The sequence below is a fragment of the Streptomyces sp. NPDC002499 genome (assembly GCF_053595415.1).
In genome coordinates this window covers 559,149-580,667 of sequence record NZ_JBSFXO010000003.1, presented here as the reverse complement: position 1 = coordinate 580,667, position 21,519 = coordinate 559,149, and the positions used below count along the sequence as shown (strand labels likewise).

Annotated in this window: 19 protein-coding genes; 10 read left to right on the top strand and 9 right to left on the bottom strand. The window is 70.6% G+C overall.

Annotated elements, in window-relative coordinates:
• Nucleotides 1-91: 91 nt before the first annotated feature.
• From ACWD5F_RS10505 to ACWD5F_RS10480, 6 genes are all read right to left on the bottom strand, one after another.
• Entirely contained in the window at nucleotides 92-727 is a 636-nt protein-coding gene (locus ACWD5F_RS10505) for a LysE family translocator (protein ID WP_401717266.1), read from the bottom strand.
• Between the two features lie 98 nt (nucleotides 728-825).
• Nucleotides 826-1,458 (bottom strand): PDZ domain-containing protein, encoded by a 633-nt coding sequence (locus tag ACWD5F_RS10500; protein WP_451252992.1) that lies wholly within the window; start codon nucleotides 1,456-1,458, stop codon nucleotides 826-828.
• Nucleotides 1,459-1,563: 105 nt separating this feature from the next.
• Nucleotides 1,564-3,765, bottom strand: coding sequence for a germacradienol/geosmin synthase Cyc2 (cyc2, locus tag ACWD5F_RS10495; protein WP_451252990.1), 2,202 nt, complete (start codon nucleotides 3,763-3,765; stop codon nucleotides 1,564-1,566).
• Between the two features lie 226 nt (nucleotides 3,766-3,991).
• On the bottom strand, nucleotides 3,992-4,855 hold the full coding sequence (locus tag ACWD5F_RS10490; protein WP_451252988.1) for a TIGR03619 family F420-dependent LLM class oxidoreductase: 864 nt from the start codon (nucleotides 4,853-4,855) through the stop codon (nucleotides 3,992-3,994).
• 151 nt (nucleotides 4,856-5,006) lie between these two features.
• Complete coding sequence (locus ACWD5F_RS10485; RefSeq protein ID WP_451252986.1) at nucleotides 5,007-6,185, bottom strand: damage-control phosphatase ARMT1 family protein; 1,179 nt, start codon at nucleotides 6,183-6,185, stop codon at nucleotides 5,007-5,009.
• A 22-nt stretch (nucleotides 6,186-6,207) separates the two neighbouring features.
• Nucleotides 6,208-6,855, bottom strand: coding sequence for a ScbR family autoregulator-binding transcription factor (locus ACWD5F_RS10480; RefSeq protein ID WP_451252984.1), 648 nt, complete (start codon nucleotides 6,853-6,855; stop codon nucleotides 6,208-6,210).
• Nucleotides 6,856-7,276: 421 nt separating this feature from the next.
• Between ACWD5F_RS10480 and ACWD5F_RS10475 the strand changes: the two genes are divergently transcribed.
• Nucleotides 7,277-8,209: a lytic polysaccharide monooxygenase auxiliary activity family 9 protein gene (locus tag ACWD5F_RS10475; RefSeq protein WP_451252982.1), complete on the top strand. Its 933-nt coding sequence runs from the start codon at nucleotides 7,277-7,279 to the stop codon at nucleotides 8,207-8,209.
• Between the two features lie 33 nt (nucleotides 8,210-8,242).
• Here ACWD5F_RS10475 and ACWD5F_RS10470 read toward each other — a convergent pair whose 3' ends face one another.
• A complete protein-coding gene (locus tag ACWD5F_RS10470; RefSeq protein WP_401717248.1) occupies nucleotides 8,243-8,899 on the bottom strand; it encodes a Tat pathway signal sequence domain protein in 657 nt (218 codons plus the stop codon).
• Between the two features lie 650 nt (nucleotides 8,900-9,549).
• Here ACWD5F_RS10470 and ACWD5F_RS10465 point away from each other — a divergent pair.
• The 8 genes from ACWD5F_RS10465 to ACWD5F_RS10430 all read left to right on the top strand — a co-directional run bounded on the left by ACWD5F_RS10465 (nucleotide 9,550) and on the right by ACWD5F_RS10430 (nucleotide 16,815).
• Nucleotides 9,550-10,203, top strand: a complete 654-nt coding sequence (locus ACWD5F_RS10465) for a DUF6230 family protein (RefSeq protein WP_451252979.1) — start codon at nucleotides 9,550-9,552, stop codon at nucleotides 10,201-10,203.
• 14 nt (nucleotides 10,204-10,217) lie between these two features.
• On the top strand, nucleotides 10,218-10,634 hold the full coding sequence (locus tag ACWD5F_RS10460) for a DUF6114 domain-containing protein (protein ID WP_451252977.1): 417 nt from the start codon (nucleotides 10,218-10,220) through the stop codon (nucleotides 10,632-10,634).
• Nucleotides 10,635-10,838: 204 nt separating this feature from the next.
• Nucleotides 10,839-11,657, top strand: coding sequence for an SAM-dependent methyltransferase (locus tag ACWD5F_RS10455; RefSeq protein WP_451252975.1), 819 nt, complete (start codon nucleotides 10,839-10,841; stop codon nucleotides 11,655-11,657).
• A 226-nt stretch (nucleotides 11,658-11,883) separates the two neighbouring features.
• On the top strand, nucleotides 11,884-12,885 hold the full coding sequence (locus tag ACWD5F_RS10450; RefSeq protein WP_401717237.1) for a substrate-binding domain-containing protein: 1,002 nt from the start codon (nucleotides 11,884-11,886) through the stop codon (nucleotides 12,883-12,885).
• 131 nt (nucleotides 12,886-13,016) lie between these two features.
• On the top strand, nucleotides 13,017-15,413 hold the full coding sequence (locus ACWD5F_RS10445) for a nitrate- and nitrite sensing domain-containing protein (protein WP_451252973.1): 2,397 nt from the start codon (nucleotides 13,017-13,019) through the stop codon (nucleotides 15,411-15,413).
• 14 nt (nucleotides 15,414-15,427) lie between these two features.
• Entirely contained in the window at nucleotides 15,428-15,859 is a 432-nt protein-coding gene (locus ACWD5F_RS10440) for a roadblock/LC7 domain-containing protein (RefSeq protein WP_401717231.1), read from the top strand.
• A 1-nt stretch (nucleotide 15,860) separates the two neighbouring features.
• The gene (locus ACWD5F_RS10435; RefSeq protein WP_401717230.1) at nucleotides 15,861-16,217 is read left to right on the top strand and encodes a DUF742 domain-containing protein; all 357 of its coding nucleotides are present in this window, start codon (nucleotides 15,861-15,863) and stop codon (nucleotides 16,215-16,217) included.
• Nucleotides 16,204-16,815 (top strand): GTP-binding protein, encoded by a 612-nt coding sequence (locus tag ACWD5F_RS10430; protein WP_451252970.1) that lies wholly within the window; start codon nucleotides 16,204-16,206, stop codon nucleotides 16,813-16,815. The genes ACWD5F_RS10435 and ACWD5F_RS10430 overlap by 14 nt, the downstream gene beginning before the upstream one ends.
• Here ACWD5F_RS10430 and ACWD5F_RS10425 read toward each other — a convergent pair.
• Both ACWD5F_RS10425 and ACWD5F_RS10420 read right to left on the bottom strand, forming a co-directional pair.
• Nucleotides 16,796-18,304, bottom strand: a complete 1,509-nt coding sequence (locus ACWD5F_RS10425; protein WP_451252968.1) for a M81 family metallopeptidase — start codon at nucleotides 18,302-18,304, stop codon at nucleotides 16,796-16,798. The two genes, ACWD5F_RS10430 and ACWD5F_RS10425, sit on opposite strands and share 20 nt — an antisense overlap.
• A gap of 78 nt (nucleotides 18,305-18,382) precedes the next feature.
• The gene (locus tag ACWD5F_RS10420) at nucleotides 18,383-19,576 is read right to left on the bottom strand and encodes an ROK family protein (protein ID WP_451252967.1); all 1,194 of its coding nucleotides are present in this window, start codon (nucleotides 19,574-19,576) and stop codon (nucleotides 18,383-18,385) included.
• Nucleotides 19,577-19,758: 182 nt separating this feature from the next.
• On the opposite strand from ACWD5F_RS10420, the gene ACWD5F_RS10415 reads away from it, so the two are divergent.
• Complete coding sequence (locus ACWD5F_RS10415; protein WP_451252965.1) at nucleotides 19,759-21,516, top strand: peptide ABC transporter substrate-binding protein; 1,758 nt, start codon at nucleotides 19,759-19,761, stop codon at nucleotides 21,514-21,516.
• Nucleotides 21,517-21,519: the final 3 nt, after the last annotated feature.

The window sequence follows — 21,519 nt, the reverse complement described above, 5'->3', positions numbered from 1 at the left end:
ACCACTGGGGCCTACGGGGAGCATCCTGCCCGGACACAAGGGGTCGCGCGAGCCGGTTCGCGGGTCTCGTACCCGCCCGACGGACCTGCCGTCAGCCCTCCAGGGCGAGGCGGACGCCGAGGAGCACCAGCACACCGCCGGAGACCTGCTCCAGACGCCGGCGCACTCCCGCACGGGACAGGACGGTCCGCAGGCGCCCCACGAACCACACGTACAGGCCGTAGTAGCCGACCTCGTAGACCGCCCAGAGCGCGGCCAGGCCGACCGTCGTGAGCAGGTGCGGGGCGCCCTGGGGCACGAACTGCGGCAGGAAGGAGAGGGCGAAGACGGCCGCCTTGGGGTTGGCGAGGTTGAGCAGCAGCCCGCGCCGGTAGGCGGCCCGGCCGCTCTCCCCCGCCGCGTCCGACGACTCGTCCTCCGTGGTCCCCTGTGCCGTTCCCTTCGCCCGGCGCGCCTGGCGAAGGGCCTGGACGCCGAAGCCGACCAGGACGACCGCGCCGACGATCCGCATCACGTCGTAGGCCATCTGGGAGGCCGCGAGCAGGGCGCTCAGGCCGAACGCGGCGACGACGCCCCAGACGAAGACGCCGGTCTCGTTCCCGAGCACGGTGAGGAAGCCGGAGCGTCGGCTGCGCAGGGACTGCTTGATGATCAGCACGGTGCTGGGGCCCGGTGAGGCCGCGATGAGCGTGCAGGCGCCGAGGAAGGCGAGAAGGGTGCTCAGCATGGCGCTCATCGTGGCCCGCGTCCGGGGGCCGGGCCACCGGATTTCCCGGCCGGCCGTGCCCGACGGCCCGGCCCCTCCTGTTCCCCGCCGCCGGGCGGTCAGGTCACGATGCCGGGTACGGCCGTCAACTGCTGGTAGTTGCCGCTCTGATGACGGACCGTCAGGGTGACTTCATGTCCGGGGCGGGCGTCGGCGACGGCCCGGGCGAGGTCGGCCGCCGAGTCGATGCGGGTCTTGTCGAGGTTGAGGAGTACGTCGCCGCGCACCAGGCCCGCCGTGTAGCCGGGGCCCGGCACGTGGACGCCGACGACCAGGGCGCCGGTCTTCTCCGCGTCCACGGCCTCGACGCCGAGGGTGCCGGCCGGGGTGGCCGGCGCCGGGGTCGACGACGAGGTCGAGGTGTCCGACAAGTCCGAGGCAGCCGAGGAGCCCGGGGTCGCCTTCGACGCAGGGTGGGAAGGGGCCGCGCCCGCCTGGGACCTCGGTGCCTGCTGGGCCGCCTCGCGCTGCATGTCGGCGAGTTTGCTCATCCCGATCACGGTGGCGCCGACGGTGCCGAGGCCGACCCCGGACAGCACCAGGACCGTGCCGACGAACAGGGCGAACAGCAGGGCCCTGACCCGTCGCCCGCGCCGGCGCGCGGCATGCGGGCGCCGGGCGGGGTCGGTCGGGGCGCCGCCGCCCGGCTCCTGGCCGGGCATGGGCTTGGGACGCAACGCGGTCTGTGCCATGGATCGCCTCCGTGGTTCGGCCTCCGGAAGGGATCTACCCGGGGCACCGGCGCCCGACATGCCACGAAAGAGTGAGACTGACCCGGGAAAGACGGGTCGGTGTCATCAGCCGACCGGCAGCGACACCCCCGTCGGCACTCCTGTCGACATCACCGTCGACACCGGCGCCGGCACCTGGTCCGGCAGGAAGGTGTGCGTGCGCCGGGCCAGGTACTCCGCCTTGTAACGGTCCACCTTCTGATGCCAGTTGAGGATCCCGGCCAGCCAGTTCCGCAGGTCCGCCACATAGCCCTCCATGACCTCGCGCGCTTCCCCGGTGAGGTCGAAGTCGTCGTACATGACCGGCAGTTCGTGCTCGGCGACGTGTTGGAACTGTTCCATGCGCTGGGTCATGAGGTCGTGGATGACAGCAAGCGCGGTCGGGTAGTCGATGCCGAAGAAGTTCTGCACGACGAGGATCGCGTTGTGGATCTCGCCCTCGTACTCGATCTCCTTCTGGTACGAGAAGACGTCGTTGACCAGGCACGCGTAGTCGAAGGCCGCGTTCTCCAGGGAGCGGACGGGGCCGCTGAGGTAGACCTCGGGCGGGACGGCGGGGCCGTGGCCCATGCGGCACAGGCCCGCGGTGAGGTCGGAGCCGAAGGTGGAGCGGCGCATCTCCAGGTAGTCGACGGGGTCGGGGATGCGGTTCTGGATCTGGTTGGACAGCTCCCACACCCAGCTCTCGGTCATCTTGTCGACCGCGTCCTTGAGGGTGCGCCGCTGCGCGGGAGACATCTGTGCCGTCGTGCGCGCCCACAGGTCGATCAGGCCGCGCTCCATGCCGTTCAGCGGGACCGGGACCGCCTCGCCGTCGACGGGCATGCAGTCCGACAGGCGCAGGGTGGTCAGCCGGGCGGCGGCCAGGTCGCGGCGGTGGCCGAAGACGAGCGGGTAGTAGTCGTCGCCGTAGGTCCCCCAGGCGAGCCAGCCCGAGCTCAGGTCGAGGGAGTCGGCCGAGGCGTCCGGGTCGAGGCCCGCCGCGCACAACGGGAGGTCGGCGGCGGCGAGCCGGTCCTCGTCCCACACGCCCTCCTCCAGCATGCCCATGGCGTGCATCCATGCGGTGAGCCGGGGCCGGGCGGCGTCCAGGTGCGGGTTCAGCTCGACCTCGAAGGGCATGTGGAAGTCGGGCAGCAGGGACGGGCCGACCTTCTGGTACGGCAGGTGTGTGTACGCGCGCAGCCGCTCGGCGCCGGCCGCCGCGAGCAGCGCGCCGACGTCGACGGCGGAGGTGCCGGGGCCGGTCGGGGCCTGCCAGGGGGTGGTGGCACGCGCGCGTGCGTTCATGTAGCGGCTGGAGCGCATGTGCCATTCGTGGCCGCCGGACTGCCAGTCCTGAAGGCCCTGCGTGTACTTGGCGACCGCGGCCACCTCGACCGGGGTGAGACCTTTCTCCAGGGCGACGGCGGGCACCTCGGTGAGGGCGGTGTGCTCGAACTGGTGCAGGCGTGAGGTCAGTACGTCGTTGACGATCTCGGCGGCCTCCTGGGTGGTGCAGCCGAAGAACGTCTCCAGGACGAGCACGCCGTTGCTCAGTTCGCCCTCGTCCTCGACCTCGCGCTGGTAGGAGAACAGGTCGTTGCGCAGGTGGACGGCGTCGGAGAACGTCTCCATCAGCACCCGCAGCGGCCTCGTCCCGGCGACGGCGGCGGGCACCTCGGCGGTCGCGTACTCCACGAGCCCCGCCGACCAGGGCGCCCCGCCCACCTTGCGGCGCATCTCGATGTACTCGACCGGGTTGGAGATCCGGCCCTCGTTGATGTTGGACAGCTCCCACAGGGACTCGTTGAGGAGGTGCTCGGTGGCGATCGAGAAGCGGCGCCGCCACTCCTCGGACATGGCCGGCACCGTGCGCGTCCACAGGTCGGCGAGACCGGCCTCGACCGGGTTCTGCGGCTCGGGCATCGGCGTCGACAGGTCCATCGGCATGAACAGCGGAAGCCGGTCCAGGTAGGCCTTGCCGCCGGCGCGGTCCTGGGTGCGCTTGAAGATCTCCAGGAAGTGGTCGTCGAAGAAGAAGACCCACACGTACCAGTCGGTGATCAGGGAAAGGGCGGGGCCGTCGCACTCGGGATGGGTGTAGGCGCACAGCAGGCCGTAGTCGTGCGCGTCGAGGTCGGACTGTTCCCAGACCCCGGACCCCTCCAGCATGCCCATCTCGCGTGCCCACGCGGTCGAGTGGGCGCGCGCCTCGTCGACATGCGGGTTGAGCCGCGCGGGATACGGCATGTAGAAGTGCGGGAGTTCAAAGGGCTGCTGCGTCATGGCCGGGGCCCTACCCGCGCCCCTCCGGGGGCATCCGCGCGGCGGCACATGATCACACCATCGCGTGAATCAGGGGCGAAGTCCGGTGCGGTGGTGCCCTCTTGTGGCGGTCACGTTCACGCGACGCGCACCACCGCCACGCGCGCGTGCGGCCTCCACGCGCGCGTGCCGCTTCTGCGGTGACGTCGGTCCTCGGCGGAACGACGTCAGTCGAGGTGAGTCGATGTCAGTCCTTGGCGAAGTGCGGAAGGATCTCGTCGGCCACCCAGCCGAGCGCGTCCGGCAGTTCGTCGGTGGCGACCAGCAGCCACAGCGAGCACGCGGCGAGCCCGGCCTCGGCCAGCGCGCCGAGTTCGTCGCGCACGCTCTCGGCGCTCGGGTCCGCGCCGCCCAGCGGCCGGCCGGGCACCGGGACGGCCGGCGCGAAGCCCGGCGGCACCAGGAAGGCGCCCGTGGTCAGCGCGAGCGTCCCCGGATCGCGCCCGGTCCCCTCGGCGAGGCCGTCGAGACGCTCCCGTACGGCGGTCAGTCCGGCGGCGTCGAGCCCGGCCCCGTGCCAGGCGTCGCCGTACCGCAGCGCCCTGCGCAGCGCCGCGTCGCTTCCCCCGCCGACCCACACCTGCGGCCCGCCCTCGGTGCGCGGCAGCACCCCGAGCCGCGGCTCGCCCTCACCGCGCCACAACTTCCGTACGGTGCCCAGCTGTTCGTCCATCCGGCGGCCCCGTCCGGCGAACGGGACGCCGACGGCCGCGAACTCGGACGCGTCCCAGCCGGTGCCGACGCCCAGGGTGAACCGGCCGCCGGAGAGCCGGTCGAGGGTGGCGGCCTGGTGGGCGAGGACGATCGTGTTGTAGAGCGGCAGGACGAGAATGCTGGTGACCAGGCCGATGCGCTCGGTGGCCCCGGCCACGGCGGCCAGCGTCACCAGCGGGTCCGGGGTCACGCCGGAGTCGCCCGCCAGTGCGTGGCCGCTCGCGAAGACGTGGTCGAAGCCCAGTTCCTCGGCCGTGCGGGCGGTCGCCAGGACTCCGTCGACCTCCTCCTCCCGCGCGGGCCACAGGCGGTGCGGTGCCACTCCGATACGCAGCATGTCGTTCGGTACTCCCTCGGTGCGCGGTGCCGGTTCCTGAACCGACCACGCTAGAGGCTGCGTCGGCGCCCGTGCGGATTCTGCGACCTGAGCCCGCACACCACGTCATCTCGGTCGCATACGCGTTCCCCCAGAGCCTGCTGACGTGACGTCAGACGCGCACCTGGAGCAGCGCGTGGGTGCCGCCGGTCCGCCAGCGCTGCCCTTCGGCCGCCACCAGCGCGGCCTCCGTGTCGGCGGTCAGGCCGGTGATGACGTCGGACTTGAGGGTGCGCAGTGCGGCGACCGGGCCGGGGAAGTACGAGGTCACGTCCGAGAAGGGGGTGGTCGGCGGCCAGCGGCGATCGCCCACCAGGCGGCGGTAGTTGAGGTCGCCCTTGACCACGGTCAGCTCGGCGCCGGCCAGTTCGGCGCGCAGGTCGTCGGGGAGTGCCGAGAACGGCAGGGGCGCGGCGGCGAAGGGGTGGGCGCGGACCGTGAGGGTGCCGTCGGCCGTCGCGGACCACAGGGTGCGGCCGTATACGGCGGCGGCGCCGCTCGCCCCGGTCAACTTCCGCAGGGCGTCGACGAAGTCGGCGGTCGTGGCGTCGGAGACGTAGTACGGATACGGCTTGAGGTGCAGGACGGCTCCCCCTACGCGCCCCTCCTCGAGGAGGTGGGCGATGAGCAGGAGGTCGGGGATGAGTTCGCGGCCCGCGTTGTCGGCGATCAGGTGCAGGGTGCCGGTGCCGCCGGGCGGGAGCAGCGACCAGAAGGTGTCGCTGTCGTCGGCGACCAGTGCGGGGGCGACTTCGGCTTCGGCCGCGCTCGCGTCGGAGAGACGGAAGCCGAGGTCGGCGCGGTTGCCCCAGAGCGAGCCGTGCAGCAGCGCCCGGCCGCGCTCGTCGGCCGGCCGGTCCGCGAGGTCGTCGAGGGCGGCGAGTTCCTCGTCCGTCTCCGGGCCGTCCAGTTCGGCGAGCTTGAAGAGGCGGAACGGGTCGATGCCCTGCCAGGGGCCTGGAGTGAAGTAGCCGACCGCGTCGAGGAGTTGGCGGTAGAACCAGCTCTCCGACCACAGCCACGGCACGTCGAACCAGGACCGGCCGACGTACTCGGGCAGCCCCCAGGCCGTCCAGCGGTCCAGGTCGGGTGCGTCGGCGGGGAGGGGTTCGATGACGCCCTTGGTGCAGTTCTCCAGGAGCGCGTCGAGCGCGCGGTGCTGTGCGGGGCCGTACGGGAAGGCCTCTCGCACCTGCCGGACGATCGCGGGGTGGCGCTCGGCGAGCACGCTGTGCGGGAACGATCCGGGTTCGTCGGCCAGGAGCACGGGCGCGGACGGGGTGTGGGGCATGCGCCTCACCGTATCGCGCGGGTCAGGCGGGGCGGATCTCCCGCTCCAGGCGCGAGGCGAGGCTCAGATAGCGGGCGCGGCGGGTGACCGGGACCAGGCCGCGGATCATCACGTGCCACATCTCGGCGACCCGGCGGGGCTGGCGGGCGACGGGTTCGAGGGAGCGGCCGACCACGCGGGTGCCGACGAACCAGCTGACGAGGGCGTGGGCGACGGCCTCGATGTCGATGTCCGGGTGGACGTCGGACTCCTTGACCGCGCCGTGCAGTTTGCGGGCGGCCAGGTCGCGCCACTCGGTGAAGGGGTGCGTGAGGGGCGGCGGCATCGCGACGACCCCGGTGGCGAGCCGGAGTCCGGCGCGCGGGACGGGGTCCTCCACGGACAGGCGCGCGACGCCGAACGTGAAGCGGATCAGGGCTTCGAGGGACGAGTAGCCCCGGCCCTCCAGCTCGCTCGCCACCTCGCGCGAGACCCTGGACTGGAGCTCCATGATGGCGTGCGCGAGGTCTTCCTTCGCGGCGAAGTGGAAGTAGAGGGCGCCCTTGGTGACTTGGGCGTGTTCGACGATGTCGCTGAGGCTGGTCGATTCATAGCCGTGCCGGTCGAACAGGTCGGCGGCGGCTGCGATGATCGTCGCTCGGGTCTGCTCGGCGCGTAACTGCCTCGGCATCGACTGAACACTCCTGGGACTGGAAAGAACGGGTCATGCCGTTTGTTCTTCACTCCCCGTACACCATAGCTCACCGTACTGCGGCCCCGACCTGCGCACCTCGAGATCGCCGGCCTGGCCGGGCGGTTCGTCCGCCGGGGTGCGACGACACGTGTCACCGTGGTACTCATCGCCGACAAACCGGACGGACAGGTTCCCAAGCCGTTGACCGCCAAGAGTACGAGGCGACCGGTTGGTTTTCAATGCGGCGTGGATCGGCTCCCGACCGTCGTCCCCGTTGCGCGGATCGACTTCCGCCCCTCGCCTCGCTGACCGGTATCACCCGCCTTCGCGCCCGGTGTCACACGATGAACGCGCCGCCCCCTTTTCCCGTACTCCACGGGAGTACCCCGTTACCGCGCCGGCCGAGGAGACGTTCCGGATGTCCCGGATGACCGCACACCGCACCGCACTCGCGGCAGCCCTCGTGACCCCGTTCCTGCTGCCCCTGTGGGCGGCCGGACCCGCGCAGGCGCACGGCGCCCCGACGGATCCGGTCAGCCGGGTGTACGCCTGCTCCCCGGACGGCGGTTCGACGGGCACCTCGGCCTGCCGGGCGGCGATCGCCGCGAACGGCGCGCCCTTCACGCTGTGGGACAACCTGCGGGTGGCGGACGTCAACGGGCGGGACCGGCAGACGATTCCGGACGGCAAGCTGTGCAGCGGCAACCTGCCCGCCTACAAGGGGCTCGACCTGACCCGCGCCGACTGGCCGTCGACGCAGCTGAAGCCCGGCGCGACGATGACGATGAAGTACGCCTCGACCATCCCGCACACCGGCACCTTCAGGCTGTATCTGACCAAGCCCGGTTACGACCCGGCCAAGCCGCTGACGTGGTCCGAGATCCCGGACCAGCCCTTCGCCGCGGTCACCGACCCGGCGCTGACGAACGGCGCCTACCGCATCACCGCGAAGCTCCCGGCGGACCGGACGGGACATCACGTCCTGTACACGATCTGGCAGAACACCAGCACGTCGGACACCTACTACTCCTGCTCCGACGTGGTGTTCCCGGCGGCGAAGTCCGGCGGTACGGGCACGAAGGCCACGTCGTCGACCGGAGGCAGCGGGCAGAGCACGAAGAAGCCCGCGAGCAAGTCCCCTTCACCTACGGCCAGTCCGCGTCCCGCGCAGGCGAGTCCCACGCCGACGGCCGCGGATTCTCCGGCCGCGTCGACGCCCGACAGCACCCCGCTCGCCTCCACACCCACCGCCGATTCGAGCCCGTCGGCACCCATGATGGCGGGCGGCGCCGCCGCCGTGCTGGTGCTCACCGGCGGCGTCGCCCTGGCGCTGCGCCTGCGCCGACGCTGAAGTCAGCGCCGGCGCAGGATCATTGACGGATCGTCAGTTGACGTAGACGGTCGCTCCGTTGGAGGTGACCGGGGCGTACTTGGCGGTGAAGTAGCCGGCGCTGAAGCAGAGCGACGAGCCCGACGTCTTGGTGAACGCCTGGTTCGCGAAGGCGATGCTGGCGTCGGTGTTGCTCGTCGTGCCGGTCAGGCTCGGGGCCTGGTAGACACAGGTGATGCTGCCCAGCAGGGTGGTCAGCTTGACCGTGGTCTGGATGGCGGAGCCGCTGGCCGGGGTCACGGTCAGGGTGCCGTCCGAGGCCACGGTGGTGCTGTAGGGCAGGTTGTCGACCGTGATGCTGCTGACGCCGAGCACGCCCAGGACGTTGCTGGTGCAGCTGCTGGTGGCGAAGGTCTGCGCGGTGGCCGACTCGGTGGCCGTGCCGGGCGCCGTCGGGTTGTCGGTGACGGTGGCGGTGAGCTGCGACGAGGTGCACTTGATGCCGCTGGTGCCGGTCGCGCTGGAGTAGAGCGTGGCGGTGGTGCCGCTGGCGAGCGGCGCGGTCAGCACGTCGCCGACCGCGACGGGGGTGCCGCCGAGGGAGCCGGTGGTCAGCACGGGGGTGTCGGCCGCCGAGGCGGGTACGACGGCCGCCGGGATCGAGAGGGCGGCGACGGCTCCGACGAGGGTGATGAGGGTGCGAGTGCGCATGCGGGCGTGCCTCTTTCCATGAGTGGGACTCAAGGGGTTGGGGGGACCGAGGGAGCTTCTCGGAGATCGAGGGAGCTGCCTCGGGATCGGGGGGATGGGCGGACGCCGACGGGCGTCCGTCGACGCCGGCCCGTTACGCCTTCTCCGTACGCAACGGACCGGCGACGACGACCGGCCGGTGTCCCGCCGAAGACCCGTGGGGAGGGCCGTCGGCGGGGCCGGGCGGGGAGAGCGTCCGACACGGGCCCAGGGGGGAAGTGCCCGTGCTGGACAGGAGGGTTCCGGGAGACGCGGGCAGTGCCGCGTGGCGGGATCCGGCGCCACGGATCCGAGGGAAGCCAGGGGCAGTTCTAGACCTGCGAGTCAGTCAACGTCAATAGCCAGTAAGGGAGTTGACGTTCGTTCAAAAACCTTGCGGGGGACGCATCATGACCGTGACGCACAGATGACACATAACCAACACTCTTTTTGCACAACTCCCTTGACCACAAAATGTAACCCCCGGTAACTTCCTCGACGGCTACTGCGGAGTACGAGTAAGCCCTTACGCCCACCGGGAGCAGTGAGGAGCGTGCGCCGCAGCCGCTGTCCGCGCCAGGACAACGTGCCGTGATGCCCAACCCGCACTGACTATGCACATGGGAGCAGAAATGGCCTCGTCCGCCGACAACACCCCGGAGAACCCCGAAAGCGGTTCCCCAACCGAACCCGCCAGACGCGGCCGGGTCCGGATGCGGCGCGCCGCCGTGATGGCGGTTCCCGCCGTCGCGGTCACCGCCGGCCTCGCGATCCTCACGGCCGAAGGCGCCCTGGGCGTGCAGTTCTCCATCTCCGGCATGCCCTTCACGGTCACCGCCAAGTCGCTCGACGGCACCGGCTTCGAGCAGTTCGGCGATCTGGACAACATGATCCCGAACAGCCCGAACGAGGGTGACACCGGCGGTCAGGTCCTGATCATCACGTCCGCGATCAAGAACGCGACGCTCGACAGCCTCTGCCAGAGCGTCGACCTCGGCGGCATCAACCTGCTCATCAAGGCGGGTTCCGGCGCGACGAAGGTCACCGCGAGCGATCTCACCACCGACTCGACCGAGCTGTCCGGCAACGCCGCCTTCAACAACATCGAGATCGGCAACGACGCCAGCACGCTGACCAAGGCCGGGGTGCAGGGCAAGAAGGGCGTCTTCAGCCAGCAGGCCGACACCGTGCACATCGACAACCTGCGGCAGACCAACTACGCCACCACGGCGGGGGTCTTCAAGCTGCCGGGCCTGAAGCTCAGCTTCAGCGACACGGGTTGCTGATGAAGGGCCGTTCGATGCAGGACGTGCGGTCCGCCTTCCGTGGTTGGCGGGCCGCCCGGCCGTTCCTGGGCGGGCTGCTGCTCGCGCTGGGCGGCGCCGAGATCCTGGTCACCGAGAAGGTCTCGCTGAAGGTCGCCATGCACATCGGCATGCAGGGCATGACCGGCTATCTGCTGCCCGCCCTGATGGTGCTGTGCGGCCTGCTGACGCTCTTCAGCCCCGCCCAGCGCCTGTTCTACTCGATCGTCGGCATCCTGGCCGCCCTGGGCAGCTGGGTCACCTCGAACCTGGGCGGCTTCTTCATCGGCCTGCTCCTCGGGGTCGTCGGCGCCAGCATGATCTTCGGCTGGCTCCCGGACCAGGAACCCCGGGTCAGCCGCCGGCGCCGCAGGAAAGAGGCACGGGCGGCGAAGGCGGCCGTCCAGCTGTAACCCCTCGGCCGCTCCCTCGACTGCGGGTCCACGTCCGTGGGCCCGCCGGTCGCGCGATCCCCCGGGCCCTCTCCCGCCGAGGGTCCCTTCGGCATGCCCGCCGAGTCCGTCCGGGTCGTGCCCGGTGAGGCTCAAGTGGTTTGCGATGTGCGGGAGTTGACGAAGTACCCGAGAGAACCGCCCCCGACGAGAGGAGCGAACGCCGTGCCCGACGACAGTGCCCCGCCGCCCGGCCGCATCGATACCGGGACCGCGCACGCCGCGCGGATCTACGACTACATCCTCGGCGGCAAGGACCACTACCCGCCGGACCGGGAGGCGGCCGACGCCATGTGCCGGGAGTGGCCCGCCCTGCCGATCCACATGCGCGCCAACCGCGACTGGCTGAACCGCGCGGTGCGCTGGCTGGCCGAGGAGGCGGGCGTACGCCAGTTCCTCGACATCGGCACCGGCCTGCCCACCTCGCCGAACATCCACGAGATCGCCCAGGCGGCGGCCCCGTCGTCGCGGGTCGTCTACGTCGACAACGACCCGCTGGTCCTGGAACTCTCCCGGGACCTGCTCGCCGGCACCCCCGAGGGCCGCACGGCGTACATCGAGGCGGACATGCGCGACCCGGCGGCCGTGCTGGACGCGCCCGCCTTCCGCGACACCCTCGACCTGACCGAGCCGGTCGCCCTCACCGTCGTCGCGATCGTCCACTTCCTGCTCGACGAGCACGACGCCGTCGGCATCGTCCGCCGCCTCATGGAACCGCTCCCGTCCGGCAGTTACCTCGCGATGTCCATCGGCACGGCCGAGTTCGCGCCCGCCGAGGTCGGCCGGGTCGCCCGCGAGTACGCGGCCCGTGACATGCCGATGCGGCTGCGCACCTTCGCCGAGGCGAACGAGTTCTTCACGGGGCTCGAACTCGTCGATCCGGGCATCGTCCAGGTCCACAAGTGGCACCCCGACGGCACGGACGACGGCGGGATCCGCGACGAGGACATCGCGATGTACGGGGCCGTGGCCCGTAAGCCCTGATGGTCCCGCCACCTGGAACCCGCCTTGTCCCGCCGGCCGGAACATCATCACGATGGGGCGTCGACAACTCACTCCAAGTGGCTGCTCACTTGACTACCGGTGCTCACACACGATTGGCTCCGGCGAGCGAGAGTCACCCGGTCGGCGTACCGCGCAGCGAGCGCCGCCCGGAAGGCTCCTTCTCGCCGTTCCTCCAGCTCTGCGCACAGCGAGGTGCCGCACCCTCATGAACACTCCCCCACCCCCCGCGTCCCACAGACTCTCCCGCGCCGCCGCTCTGGCGGCCGTGGTCGGGCTGCTCGTGGCCGGCTGCTCCTCCGGGGGCGGGTCGGACGCCGGCCTGGACTCCGCCGGCAAGGCGGGTGCCGGGCTCAAGGTCGCCCTGGTCACGCACGGCGGCAAGGGCGACGCCTTCTGGGACCTGGTGCGCAAGGGAGCGGAGACCGCCGCCGCGAAGGACGGCGTCCAACTGACGTACGCCAGCGACCCCGACCCGACGGGCCAGGCCGAACTGGTGCGGGACGCGGTGCGCGACAAGGTCGACGGCATCGCGCTGACCCTCGCCAAGCCGCAGGCCATGACGGGCGCGGTGGCCCAGGCGAAGGCGGCGGGCATCCCCGTGGTCGGCCTCAACTCCGGTATCGACGCCTGGCAGTCGGTGGGGCTGCTGGAGTACTTCGGCCAGGACGAGAGCGTGGCCGGCCGGGCGGTCGGCGACAAACTGGACGACCTCAAGGCCAAGCACGCCCTGTGTGTCATCCACGAGCGCGGCAACGTCGCGCTGGAGGCGCGCTGCGCCGGAGTGAAGAAGACCTTCGCGGGCCAGACCGACATGCTCTACGTCGAGGGCACCGACTTCGACGCGACCGAGGCCATGATCACGGCCCGGCTGCGGCAGGACTCGACGATCGACGAAGTCATCGCCAACGGCGCGCAGTTCGCGCTCACCGCGGTCAAGTCCGTGAAGTCGGCGGGCAGCAGGGCCCATGTCGCGACCTTCGATCTCAACAGTGACCTGGTCAAGGCCGTGCAGAGCGGCGCCGTACAGTTCGCGGTGGATCAACAACCGTATCTGCAGGGCTATCTGGCGGTGGACTCGCTGTGGCTGTACAAGACCAACGGCAACGTCAGCGGCGGCGGGGTGTCCCCCGTACTGACCGGCCCGGCGTTCGTGACCAAGACCAACGTGGCCTCGGTGGCGAAGCTCGCGGCCGCCGGCACGCGCTGACGGACACATCCCTTCCGGTTGTCGGCTCCGATTCGGTGACCTGCGCCACGTGCGGTCACTTGTGCGGATAGCATCCTGAACACCCCTTGTCCCCTTTCCCGTTCCCGCCCCGCTGATCGCCTAGGACGACGATGTCTCCACGGACAGGTGCCCGGCGCCGTCTCGGCTCCATACGTCTCTCCCTGATCCTTCTGGCCCTGGTGCCGAGCGTCACGCTCGCCGCCGTGTGGGGCGTGACGACGACCCAGATGTTCGCCGAGGGGTTGCGGCTGCGCGGACAGACGGACCTGAGCCGGTCCACCGGCGCGATGGGCACCGACGCGACGCTCGCGCTGCAGCGGGAGCGCAGTCTGTCGGCCGTGTGGCTGGCGGGTGCGCCGGAAGGCTCCCGGGAGGCGCTCGACAAGCAGCGCGCGGAGACCGACCGGGCGGTCGCCAAGCTGGTCCGCCAGTCCGACGCGATCCAGAACGCGCCCTCGCGCATCTCGGACCGCCTCTACTCGGTCCTCGGCTCGGTGGGCAGCCTGGAGTACTACCGCGGTCAGGTCGACAAGCCGACGGACATCACCGCCGAGCAGTCCCTCGACCAGTACAGCTCGATCATCGACGACCAGATCCACGCCTTCCAGGAGCTCTCCCAGGTCGACGACGGCGACCTCACCTCGCAGGCCGGACCGCTCGTCGCGCTGGAGCACGCGGCGGAGATGGTCTCCCAGGAGGACGCGCAGCTCACCCTGGCCTTCCCGACCGGGCACTTCGACGCCGCGTCCTGGACCGCGTTCACCAAGGTCGTCGACACCCGCCGGTGGCTGGTCTCGGACCAGATCGTCCCCTCGCTGCGCGGCAGCACGAAGACGGAGACCGAGAAGATCCTGCAGAGCCCCGCGTGGCGGACCCTCCAGAGCATCGAGGACCGGGTGCTCGCGGCCCGGCCCCAGGGCGCCGACGGGAACGTGGCGCTGCCGAACGAGGCGAAGCAGTGGCGGGCCGCGCTGATCGAGGTCGGCGACGAGTACGGCAAGTTGATCCAGCGTCAGACGACCGGCCTGCTCGACCGCAGTTCCGACAAGGCGGACAGCCTGCTGATCACCGCCGCCTCGCTGAGCCTGGGCGGCCTGGTCGCGCTGCTGCTGTGCGTGGTCATGTCCTGGCGGATCACCCGCTCGCTCTCCCGCCGGCTGCGCGGTCTGCGGGAGGCGACCCTGAGCCTGGCCGAGGAGCGGCTGCCGGACGTGGTGGCCCGTCTGGACCGCGGCGAGACGGTCGACGCGGATCTCGCGACCCCGCCGCTGGACTACGGCGACGACGAACTCGGCCAGGTGGCACGGGCGTTCAACAAGGCACAGCGCACGGCGGTGCACACGGCCGTCGAACTCGCCGACACCCGGCGCGGGTTCCAGAAGGTCATCCTGGGCATCGCCCGGCAGAGCCAGAACCTGGTCAACCTCCAGCTCACCAAGCTGGACACGCTGGAGCGCCGGCACAACGACCCCGAGGTCCTCAAGGGCCTGTACGAACTGGACTCCACGGCCAGCCAGTTGCGCCGGTACGAGGAGAACCTGGTCATCATCAGCGGTGAGCAGCCGCGGCGCAGCTGGCGGGAGCCGGTCGCGCTGATCGACATCCTGCGCAGCGCCGTCGGCGAGGTCGCCGAGTACCAGCGGGTGGAAGTGCACACCGACGAGGACGTGTACCTGGCGCCGCCCGCGGTGGCCGACGTGATCCACCTGCTGGCCGAGCTGATCGACAACGCGACCGTCTACTCCCCCGCACCGGCCCCGGTCGGCGTCCGCGCCGCCCTGGTCGCCAGGGGCCTGGCCGTCGAGGTCGAGGACCGGGGCCTGGGCATGTCGGAGGAGGAATACGCCTCCCTCAACGCCCAGTTGGGGCAGCCCCCGCAGTTCGACGTGGTGGCGCTCGCCGACGACCTGCGCCTGGGCATGTTCGTCATCGCCCGGCTCGCGACCCAGCACGGCATCGCGGTCACCCTGCGCCCCTCGCCCTACGGTGGCACGACGGCGATCGTGCTGCTCCCGCACGACATCGTCGTACAGGAAGTACCCGAGACCCCGGCTGTACCCGGCACGTCCGACGTACCGGGCGTGCCCGCCCCGCGGGAGGCGCCGGAGCGGGCGGACGCCCGGGAGGAGAGCCACAGCCATGCCGAGGAGAGCCCCTCGGAGGGCGTACGGGAGCCACGTCCCGCTCCGGCGCGCGGTGCGCCGTCGGCCGCCGTCCGCGCCGAGGGGCTGACGCCGCTCCCCCGCCGGGTCCCGCAGACCAGTCTGGCCGCCGAGCTGCGCGAGGAGGCCGCGCCCGCCGAAGAGGACGTCGACGGCGACGAGTTCACCGCCGATCGCGCCGCGTCCTCGCTCGCCGGTTTCCAGCGCGGCACGCTCCAGGCACGTGACGACGACACCGAGAAGCGGTACGACCGGGAGGAACCGTCCCCACCGCCGGCACCGGGTGCCCATGTTCCGGCAGGCGGCACCCCTGTCACCTCGACTCCGCCCGCCGCCGACAGCTGACGAAGGACACCGCCATGACACGCCCCATTCCCGCCACGCACACTCAACTGGACCAGCTGCTGACCGGACTGGTGGACCGGGTCGCCGAGGTGAACCACGCCGTGGTCCTCTCCGAGGACGGGCTGGTGGTCAGCAAGTCGACCGGGTTCCTGCGCGACGACGCCGAACGCCTCGCGGCGACCGCGTCGGGGCTGATGAGCCTGAGCAAGGGCGTCTCCATGGACTTCCGCGGCGGCCCGGTGCGGCAGGCGCTGATCGAGATGGCGCACAGCTATCTGATCCTGACCGCGGCCGGGCCGGGCGCCCACCTGGTCGTGCTCACCAGCCAGGGCGCGGACGTCGGTGTGGTGGCGTACCAGATGAACATGCTGGTGAAGAAGATCGGCGAGCACCTCAGCGCGGCCCCGCGGGCGGGCATCGGGCCCACCGTCGACACCGGCGCGTGAGGTGAGCGGAGGCGACACGGCGGGCCGGCTGGTACGGCCGTTCACGCTGACCGGCGGGCGGACCTCGCCCAGCCGCGCCGACTTCACCCTCATCACGACCGTGACCGCGGTGGACCCGCCGCCGACCTGGGCCACCCGGTCACAGCCCGAGCACCAGCGCATCCTGCGCCGGTGCGTCGAGCCGATCGCCGTCGCGGAGCTCGCGGCCCTGCTCGACCTGCCGGTGAGCGTGGTCGTCATCATGCTCTGCGATCTGCTGGAGGAGGGCTGGATCACCGCCCGCCCGCCGCACCCCGTCTCCCGGACCCCGGATCTGGACCTGCTGCAGAAAGTGAGGGACGGCCTTGGCCGGCTCTGACGCCATCACCCGGACGGCACCCGACACGGTCAAGATCCTGATCGCCGGGGGGTTCGGTGTCGGCAAGACCACCATGGTCGGCGCGGTCAGCGAGATCGTCCCGCTGCGCACCGAGGAATCGCTGACCTCGGCGGGCCTGCACGTCGACGACCTCGACGGCATCGAGGAGAAGACGGCCACCACGGTGGCGCTCGACTTCGGCCGCATCACCATCAGCCAGGAACTGGTCCTGTACCTGTTCGGCACCCCGGGCCAGCAGCGCTTCTGGTTCATGTGGAACGACCTGGCCATCGGCGCCCTGGGCGCGGTCGTCCTGATCGACGTCCGCCGCCCCGAGTCCAGCTTCGCCGCCATCGACTTCTTCGAACGCCGGCGCATCCCCTTCGTCGTCGGCGTCAACGGCTTCCACGGCAGCCACCCCTACCCGGCCGAGGAGATCCGCGACTCCCTGGCCCTGCCGGACCATGTGCAGGTACTGCTGTGCGACGCACGTGAACGCGGCTCGTGCCGGGACGTGTTGATCGCGCTGATCGACCAGTTGATCGCCACCGCGTCGGGCTCCGACGGGCCCGGCCGGCTCACTCGTCAGGGCCCGTGAGGGGCTGATCGGACGGCGCGATGATCCGGGCCGTGAGGTCGGGTTCGCTCATCTCCGGGTCGAAGGGGAACATCGGGCGGCGGATGCGGTGGTGGCCCAGGCGGGTCAGGTCCTGGTCGACGCCGCCCGGGGTGAGGGCCATCTTCCAGTCCGCGGCCATCGCGAAGAGTTCGGGCTCCAGGTAGCCGATCTTGACGACCACGAGATCCGCCTGACGGGGACTCAGATCCAGGTCGGTGAAGTCGTGTTCATGGTGGTACGGCTTGCGCAGGCGGGTCAGGATCACGTGCACGCTGCCGACCTTCAGCACCACCTCCGTCCCGGCGTCCCGGTCACCGTGCCGGATCGCGTGCACCACGCCGGTGAGGGTGAGGGGCCCCGCGTGACGGTCGTCGACCTCCGCGCCCGCGGTGACGGTGACCGTCGCCCCGATGCCGGCCCGCTCGGCCGCGTCGACGGCGGCGGGTCCCGGCAGGGAGGCGTAGATCGCCACCGGGCCGGTGTCGTCCTTGAACTCCGGTCGGGACAGCAGGTGTTGGAGGCCCCACGTCACGTCTCCCGCGCCGCCCGCCGTCGGGTTGTCTCCCGTGTCGCTGACGAAGTAGGGGCGGGCGGCGGAAGCGAGGGCCGCGTCGAGACACTCGTCCAGGGTGCCGGTGGGGGCGACGAACGCGAAGTCGTGCCGCGCCTCCCAGAAGCCGCGGGCCAGGCGTTCGGCGCCCGCCGAAACGGCGTCTTCGTCCGGTCCGGTGACCACGACCGCCGCCCGGTTGCGCGGCTCGTCCGCCCAGGCGTAGCCGACCCAGATCGCCGCGTCCGTCACGCCCTCGGCCGCCTCCACCTCCTCGACCGCCGCGTACACGCTCTTCGCGGGCTCGATCCGGGTCGAGGTCTGCTCGCCGGCCAGCAGCACCGGTACCGGCACCCAGGCCTTGGCCGGTCGGGGCGCGCCGCTCGTCAGGAGGTCGACGAGGTTGCGGGCGGCGCGTTCCTTGGTGTCCATGGCGTCCTCGTGCGGGGCCATGCGGTAGCAGGTGATCAGGTCGCTGCGGTGGACGAGTTCGCGGGAGACGTTGCCGTGCAGGTCCATGGAGGTGGAGACGATGACGTCCGGGCCGATCACCTCTCGTATCCGGGCGAGGAGTTCGGCCTCGGCGTCGTTCACGCCCTCGACCGTCATGGCGCCGTGGATGTCGTACCAGAGGCCGTCGAGCGGGCCCAACTCCCTTAGTCGGTCGAGGAGTTCGGCGGTCAGGTCGGCGTACGCGGACGCCGTCACCGTGCCGCCGGGGAGTGCCTTGCCTACGAGGGCTCCGCGCCACTCGGCGGTGGTACGGAGTTCGGTACCCGGGTTGAGGAAGGGGTAACGGGTGAGGACGTCTTGGCCCCGCTGTGGGTGGAAGGCGGGGGCCTCGGTGCGGGCTGGGGAGAAGGTTGAGGATTCGATGCCGAGGCCTGCGATGGCGATTACAGGAAGGGAAGAAGGCAAAGGGGGCTCCAGGTCGCGTGTTGACTGCTGGTTCGTCGTGGCTGGTCGCGCAGTTCCCCGCGCCCCTAAAAGCACAAGTCACCGTGTCTTGTCTGTGACCGTTTGCAATGCCTGAGCCAGTGCTCTCTGCAGTGCGAACTGGCCTGCTCCCACCAAGCCCGCGTCGGCTCCCAAGCTGGCCCGGTCGATCACCAGGTGTTCCGTCACCAACGGGTGGCAGCCTTCGTAGAGTTGGCTGCGGACTGCCGCCACGAACGGCTCCAGGGTGGAGAGGATGCCGCCGAGGTACACGGCATCCGGGTTGAAGAAGTTGACGTTGGCGGCCAGTACTTGGCCGAGGTAGCGGCCGGCCTGGCGGACCGCGCGGGTCGCCTCGGGGTCGGCGTCGGAGGCGAGGCGTACGACGTCCTCGGTGGAGGTGACCGGCAGGCCCCGCTCGCGCAGGATGCGGACCAGGGCCGCGCCCGAGGCGACCGTCTCCAGGCAGCCGGTGTTCCCGCAGGAGCAGGGGATGTCGTGGGCCGCCTCGACCCGGACGTGGGTGATCTCGCCGGCCGCGCCGGTGGCGCCCCGGTAGAGGCGGCCGTCGGCGATGACACCCGCGCCGATCGCCGTGCCGGTCTTGACCATGATCGACTGACGGCGGCCGGCGGGCTGGACGGTGTGCTCGCCGACGGCCATGCAGTTGGCGTCGTTCTCGATGGCCGCGGGGACGCCGAAGCGGTCGTCGAGCCAGGCGCGGACGGGGAAGCGGTTCCAGCCGGGCATCCGGGACGGGAGGGTGACGACGCCCTGCTCGACGTCGACCGGGCCCGGAAGGGAGAGCCCGACGCCTCGTAGCAGTTCCCGTCCGTGCTTGTCCGCCAGCGCCTCCAACGTCTCGGCCAGGCCCGGCAGCGCCGCCTCCGGTCCGTCCGCCGTCGGGAACGGCACGGTGGAGACGTCGGTGATCCCGCCACCCGGCAGCACGACACCCACGTGCGCGTGCCGGCCGCCGAGTTCGGCCGCCACCGCGAAGCCGTCGCTGCCGCCGAGCCGCAGCACCTTGCGCGGGCGCCCGCCGGCGGAGGCCACCGTGCCCTCCTCCGCGACCAGTCCGTGGTCGAGCAGCTGGCCCACCGTGAACGAGATCGTCGAGGGCGCGGCGCCGAGCAGACCGGCCAGCTCCGTGCGGGTCGCCGCCTGTCCGGAGGCGAGGAGTTCGAGGACGCGCTCGGCCAGTGAGGAGAAGCCCGCTGCGTGACGCCGGGGCGGAGGGCTTTTTTCAACCATGAGCGAAGTAACTTCCGATCTCGACGGCCGGGGCGTCGAGAGTAAGCCTCACGGGCACCCTCCAGGGTTTTTTCAGAACAGCAGTAACAGGCTTTTTACAGCGGCACGCCTGTTTCTTCGTCCCCGCGAGTCGTTCACTGGGCTCACTCCGCCCCTCAGACCTTTCGCCTTCGAGGAGAGCCATGTCCCCTGCTCGCACGAGACTCCTCACCGGAGCCGCCCTCAGCGCGGGCACGCTGCTGCTCGCGGGCTGTTCCGGGTCGAGCGGTACGTCGTCCTCCGGGTCGCACGACTCGATCAACTACGCGCTGCCCGCGAACTTCACGCCGAACTGGATCCTGCCGATCGGCACGGCCGCACACCTCAACACGAACAACATCTCCATCGCGAACACGCTGTGGGAACCGCTCATCGCCTACGACGGCTCCACCGGCACCATCGGCTGGAACAAGAAGGGCTCGGTGGCCACGGCCGCCGACTTCGCCGCCGACAACAAGAGCGTCACGATCACGCTCGGCGACCGGCACTGGAGCGACGGCAAGCCGATCACCTCCGCCGACGTGAAGTTCTGGTTCGACCTCATCAAGGCGAACAAGTCCGAGTGGGCGGGCTACAACCCGGGCAAGGCACCGGACAACTGGACGTCCTTCAAGACCGTGGACGCCCGCCACTTCACGATCACCTTCGACAAGGCCTACAACCCGCAGTGGATGCTGGCCAACGAGCTGAACTCCATCAACCCGCTCCCCAAGCACGTCTGGGACAAGCCCGGGGACGCCAAGCAGGACTGGACGTACCTCAACAACGCGGCCAAGAACATCGGCGGTTACGCCTCCAACGCCTTGTGGAAGACGACCAGCGGCCCCTACGACATCAAGTCCTTCTCGACGGCCGGCAAGGTCGTGCTCACCGCCAACAAGAAGTACGACGGCGGCGAGAAGCCCGGCATCCCCACGGTGAACCTGCTCCCCTTCACCACGGCGGACGCCGAGAAGAACGCGCTGCGGTCGGGGACCGTGGACTACGGCTACATCGAGGCGACCGACCTCGACCAGAAGGACAGCTTCACCGCCCAGGGCTACGAGGTGAAGCCGTGGTCCGGCTGGGCGATCACGTACATGCCGTACAACTTCAACAACCCGTCGATGGGCGCGGTGTTCAAGCAGCTGTACGCCCGCCAGGCCGTCCAGCGGTCCATCGACCAGACGACGTTGGCGAAAGTTGTCTTCAACGGGACGGCGGTCCCCGGCTACGGACCGATCCCGCAGGCCCAGACGTCCGACTTCCTGTCGCCGACGCAGAAGAACAACCCGTACCCGTTCTCGACCTCGGCCGCCAAGTCCCTGCTGACCAGCCATGGTTGGACCTCGCAGGGCGGGGTCATGACCTGCACCAGCCCGGGGACCGGCGCCTCGCAGTGCGGTGAAGGGGTGGCCAAGGGCACCAAGTTCCAGATGCAGGTGCTGTCGCAGTCCGGTTCGACGGTGACCGACAACATGATGAGCGCGATCCAGTCCTCGCTCGCGAAGACCGGCATCAAGTTCTCCATCAAGACCGCGCCCGTCAACTCGGTGCTCTCGCAGACCCCGCAGTGCACGGCGAGCCAGTCGATCTGCAAGTGGCAGCTCTCCTTCTTCGGCACGATGGGCAGTTGGTACTTCAACGCCTTCCCGACCGGCGACTCGCTCTTCCAGACCAAGGGCGGCTCGAACTTCGGCAACTACTCCGACACGGGCGTCGACCAGCTCATCTCCGCGTCCACGACGTCGAGTTCGAACCAGGCCGTCCAGGAGTACAGCGCGGCCCTCGCCAAGGATCTGCCGGTGATCTGGCTGCCGGAGCCCGACTACCAGATCTCGGTGATGAAGAAGGGGCTGGGCGGCTTCTCGCAGGACTCGCTCGCCAACTTCCATCCTGCGCAGTGGAAGTGGACCAGCTGAGGC